The sequence below is a fragment of the Methanospirillum sp. genome (assembly GCF_028679455.1).
Lineage (GTDB): Archaea > Halobacteriota > Methanomicrobia > Methanomicrobiales > Methanospirillaceae > Methanospirillum.
Genome location: NZ_JAJRBM010000456.1, coordinates 1 through 4,792, shown reverse-complemented (window position 1 = coordinate 4,792; position 4,792 = coordinate 1). Strand labels below are relative to the sequence as shown.

General features: G+C 46.0%; 4 protein-coding genes and 1 pseudogene. 3 read left to right on the top strand and 2 right to left on the bottom strand.

What is annotated here, in order from left to right; translation table 11 throughout:
- The 3 genes and pseudogenes from LUQ50_RS15790 to LUQ50_RS15780 all read left to right on the top strand — a co-directional run.
- Positions 1-233 (top strand): annotated as a pseudogene (locus LUQ50_RS15790) (aldo/keto reductase); the annotation flags it as partial.
- A 72-nt stretch (positions 234-305) separates the two neighbouring features.
- Positions 306-911, top strand: coding sequence for a TetR/AcrR family transcriptional regulator (locus tag LUQ50_RS15785; protein ID WP_300041385.1), 606 nt, complete (start codon positions 306-308; stop codon positions 909-911).
- A gap of 190 nt (positions 912-1,101) precedes the next feature.
- Positions 1,102-2,790: an ATP-binding protein gene (locus LUQ50_RS15780; RefSeq protein WP_300041383.1), complete on the top strand. Its 1,689-nt coding sequence runs from the start codon at positions 1,102-1,104 to the stop codon at positions 2,788-2,790.
- 24 nt (positions 2,791-2,814) lie between these two features.
- On the opposite strand, the gene cysE is transcribed toward LUQ50_RS15780, so the two are convergent.
- Positions 2,815-3,813 (bottom strand): serine O-acetyltransferase, encoded by a 999-nt coding sequence (cysE, locus tag LUQ50_RS15775; protein ID WP_300041382.1) that lies wholly within the window; start codon positions 3,811-3,813, stop codon positions 2,815-2,817.
- Positions 3,810-4,763 carry a cysteine synthase A gene (gene cysK, locus LUQ50_RS15770; RefSeq protein ID WP_300041380.1) on the bottom strand — a complete coding sequence of 318 codons (954 nt, stop codon included), beginning with the start codon at positions 4,761-4,763 and terminating at the stop codon, positions 3,810-3,812. Before cysK ends, cysE begins: the two co-directional genes overlap by 4 nt.
- Between the last annotated feature and the right edge of the window lie 29 nt (positions 4,764-4,792).

Below are 4,792 nucleotides of genomic sequence, written 5' to 3'. Positions count from 1 at the left end.
GTAACCGGCTGATGACCAGAGCAATGTACGGGATACAACTGATGGGTGGAATGGGGGGAACACCTGCTTGTGCATCGCTCTGTAGAAATTGTGGGAAATGTGTGACTGCCTGTCCCCAGCACATCAGTATCCCCGATGAACTGAAAAAAGTCGGAAAGACCCTTGATGGCCTGCGAACACGTACAATGATTCCGATAGTCAGGATGGTCTTCTCCAGCAAAAAAATTGAGTGATTGTTGCAGAATATGCTTATATATTTAATCACTCATGTTTTTGTAGGCACTATCCATAAACGAGGAGCATGAATGAGATCGATACCTGAAGATACTACCGGTTCTTCTCCTGGAAACCGGGAGAAAATTCTGAACACAGCCCTTCATCTCTTCACGACCCAGGGTTTTCATGCAACTCCCACTTCACAGATCTGTAAAGAAGCAGGGATCTCTACCGGAACGCTGTTTCATTATTTTCCAGATAAAAATACCTTGTTTGAGAGCCTTTACCTCACGATTAAGAGAGAGATGGCAGAGGTGATCAGGAGTCATGATGATCAGAATCTTGAACCCAGGACCCGGCTGGAAGGGTGTTTTCAGGGCTTTGTAACCTGGGGAGTTTCAAACCCTGAAAAATTCCTCTTTGTCGAACAGTTTTGTCATTCTCCAAGCATATCTGAGGCGGTAAAGACCGAGGCACATGCCGAATTTTCCTGGATGACCCAGATTGCAGAAGAGGCTATTCATGAAGGTAAGTTACGGGATTTACCCCTGGAATTTTATTCGGTTATGGTGTTTCAGATCCTATTTGGAGTGATTAAACTCATAAATATAGGAATTACCGGCTTATCTTCGAAAGAATTGATTCGTTCTGGCCTTGACCTGATCTGGGATCAATCCAAGTCTGAAGAATCATGAATTTAGATAGTTCCAACCGGGGTCGTGGTAATCCTCGGGTATAGGGAAGGGAGGAGACGACCTGATAGGTTAGGTGTTAAATACTTACTCTTGCTATTTTTACCTGAACTGATAGTTTTCAGGCAAGGCTTCATGGTATCTATAGAATAACATCTGTTGACGCCGTCTGTTTTCCTATCATGAGAATAAAATGGTGGATTTCCTATTACCGACAAGTACCTATTATGGATGGTTTCAGAACATTACCATCCTCATATCGATACTGCTCATCTATAATGTAATCCCATCCTCAATTTATTTTAATAACAAGCCCGTATACCGGATATTGACCGGACTGACTTTCAGTCTTGCAGCAATTATCGCCATTATTGTATCCTGGTCAGGTGACACTCCCCGGTTAATTGGTTTAAATGGAATACTGATTCCGATTGCCTGGTATTTTGGAGGTGCAATCTCTGGTGGGATATGTATTGCAATCCTTTTCCTGATCAAGATCTGTGTCGGGGATAATGAGGGGTTTGTAAATATTGACGTCCTGTTAACCCTTGCGATGACCCTGACATGTATTTTGTATTTCGTATTGAAAAATAAGGGATTCATCCGTTTATCGCCAGATAAAGATCTATTATTCTTTTCTACCTGCATCGTGAGTGTCATGTTTTGTGTCTTCTCGGGGATGGGTTTCATAGCAGGGAATGAAAAATCGCCTGGAATCCCGCAGATAATTCAGATAGTCCTCGTGAATTTCCTAATTATTGTAGTATTGGGGAAAGTGATCCAACTCATCAATATCAAAAATGAAGGGCAATATAAACTACTACAGTACCAGGACCACCTTGAAACACAAGTACAGGAACGGACGGTTGACCTTGCAAGGTCGCATTCTCTCACCAATGCTATCCTTGAATCTTCTTCAGACGGAATTGTTACGGTTGATCTGGAGGGAAACATCACCAACTATAACAACACGGCATCGTCAATTTTCGGACTTATTACTCCTGATCTACCTCAGGAGCAGTTGCCCCCTATATCAACCCTGATATCCGGGGTATCTGCCGGGGATTTATCGGTACATGCTGAATTGTTTCACTTTCATCCGGATCAAATAGATACAATCAGAACTGTGGTAACGTTTAAGACTGACAGGATCTATGAGATCACGATTACTCCTTATTATCACCAGAGCCAGCACATCGGAAAAGTACTCAACATCCGTGATATCACGGATCGGGAAAAAGCTGAGAACTCAATCAAACAGATTAACCGGCAGTTAAAATTATTATCCGGGATTACCCGGCATGATATTCTCAATAAAGTTAATACCCTTCAGTTATATCTGGATACTATCCGGAGGAATTATGATATATCTTCCTTTTCTGATTCCTTTGAAAAGATAGACACGATTGTATCAATTATCCAGTCTCAAATTGAGTTCACAAAAGTCTATCAGGTTCTTGGGACTCATGAACCGAAATGGCAGGATGTAACGTCTATCATCAGAAAAGTTATGGAACAGTATGATGTTTCCGTAACTCTCAATCTTGGTACGTATGAGATTTATGCAGATCCACTTCTTGAACGTGTATTTTACAATCTGTTTGATAATTCTCTCCGGCATGGGCAGTGTGTATCAGTAATTGAGGTATCTGATATCAGATCACCAGATTCTCTCACGTTGGTTTTCAGCGATAATGGAATAGGTATTCCTTCTGATGAAAAAGAACAAATCTTTGACCTTGGGCATGGAAAGAGTTCGGGTGAAGGATTATTTTTTGTCAGGGAAATTCTGAGGACAACAGGAATAACTATCAGTGAATGCGGTCTTGAAAGAAAAGGGGCAGTGTTTGAGATAGTAGTTCCCAAAGGTTCATTTAGGTAAGGTATGTGGTTATGGTGTTTGTGGTTATGGTTCGTGCTTCTTTTCCAGTTCCCCGGTACCATTGCGGTGGATCAAGGGATTCAGGCATGTTGCTGATTCCCAAGGATCGTGGATCACTTCTACATGCACGGTACTGACCCAGCAGATGAGTTTAAGCCTGTTCTCTACCTGGTTCACCAGATAATCAAGGAGCGGACATGATTCGGTATTCAACGCCATCTCAACATGCACCTCTTCGCCGGTGATAGTTATTGTTTTGATCAGACCGACATCGACCACATTATGACCAATCTCTGGATCGATAATCTGTCTGAGTGCAGCCCAGATCTCTGCTTCCCGATCAGAGATAGGGGTTATTGGTGCCAGTTGCTTGATACAGACCAGATCGGTTTCAAGTTTTGAGATCTTCTCCTCAAGTGCACTTTGCCGCTCGAGCATCCTGCTGATTACCCGGAGTGTCGGGTCAGGCATGGCATTATCCCTGATATCATCCTGGGTTGTCCGTCGTTCCAGACCGGCGATCTTCCCTGGAACCCCCACAACGGTCGCTCCAGGGGGGACATCCCGGACAACAACAGCCCCTGCTCCGACTTTTGCATACTCACCAACTGTGATCGGTCCTAACACTGCTGCTCCGGATCCGATTACCACTCCCTTCCTCAGCGTTGGATGTCGTTTCCCTTTTGTAAGAGTGGTCCCTCCCAGAACCACCCCCATGTAGAGCAGGACCTCATCACCCACTTGTGCTGTCTCTCCGATGACGACACCCATCCCGTGATCGATTACTACCCGTCTTCCGATCGTTGCACCCGGGTGAATCTCGATTCCGGTGAACAAGCGGGATAGATGCGACAGGAATCGTGCACCCAGCCGGTGATCCATGACCCAGAGTTTGTGTGCAATCCGGTGCACTACAAGTGCATGTAGTCCGGGATAACAGAATAATATCTCAACCCTGCTCCTGGCTGCAGGGTCTTTCTCAAGAATGGCCCTGATATCCTCTCTTATCTGTGTTCCTATCATGACTCCGGATCCTCAAAAAGATCAGATGAGAGATACCGCTCCCCTGAATCGGGTAGGATGGTTACGATCAGTTTTCCCGTATTTTCAGGTCTCGATGCAACCTTCATGGCACCGGCAACCGCAGCACCTGAAGAAGGTCCTGCAAGAATCCCTTCTTCCCGGGCAAGACGACGGCACATCGTATACGCCTCCTCATCAGTAATCGGGATGATCTCATCCAGTAGTTCAGGCTTGAGTACATCAGGAATGAACCCGGGACTGATCCCCTGGATCTTATGAGGTCCCGGCTTTCCTCCGGAAAGAACCGGAGAGTTAGCAGCCTCAACCGCTATCGCCTGAAATGATCGTTTTCTTGGCTTGAGTACTGATGCAATACCGGTGATGGTACCTCCGGTTCCTGCTCCGGCCACTACGATATCCACAAGACCGTCGGTGTCATTCCAGATCTCTTCTGCAGTGGTACGACGGTGAATCTCAGGATTGGCCGGATTGTTAAATTGTTGTGGAATCAGGAATGCATCAGGGTGCTCCCGATGTATCTCTTCTGCACGTCTGATCGCCCCAGCCATACCTTCCGAGGCAGGAGTAAGAATGAGTTCTGCGCCCAGGGCACGGAGTAATTTACGCCGTTCACCGCTGAATGACTCCGGCATGGTTATCATCAGGTGGTACCCTTTTACAGCACACACGTACGCAAGAGCAATCCCGGTATTCCCGCTGGTAGATTCGATGATCGTCGTCCCATCACGAATCAGGCCATCATGTTCCGCCGCTTCGATCAAGGCAACCCCTAATCGGCACTTCACACTCCCGAGAGGGTTTCTCGATTCCTGCTTTACCAGGATCGTCGGAGGTTGCGGTTGTGTCTGCAGGATTTTCGTGATCCTGTGTAACCTGATAAGCGGGGTGTTTCCGATTGTCTTCGTGATATCGCTATAGATTCGTGCCATCTGGTACTCCGGTTCTGTTCACCTGGCAG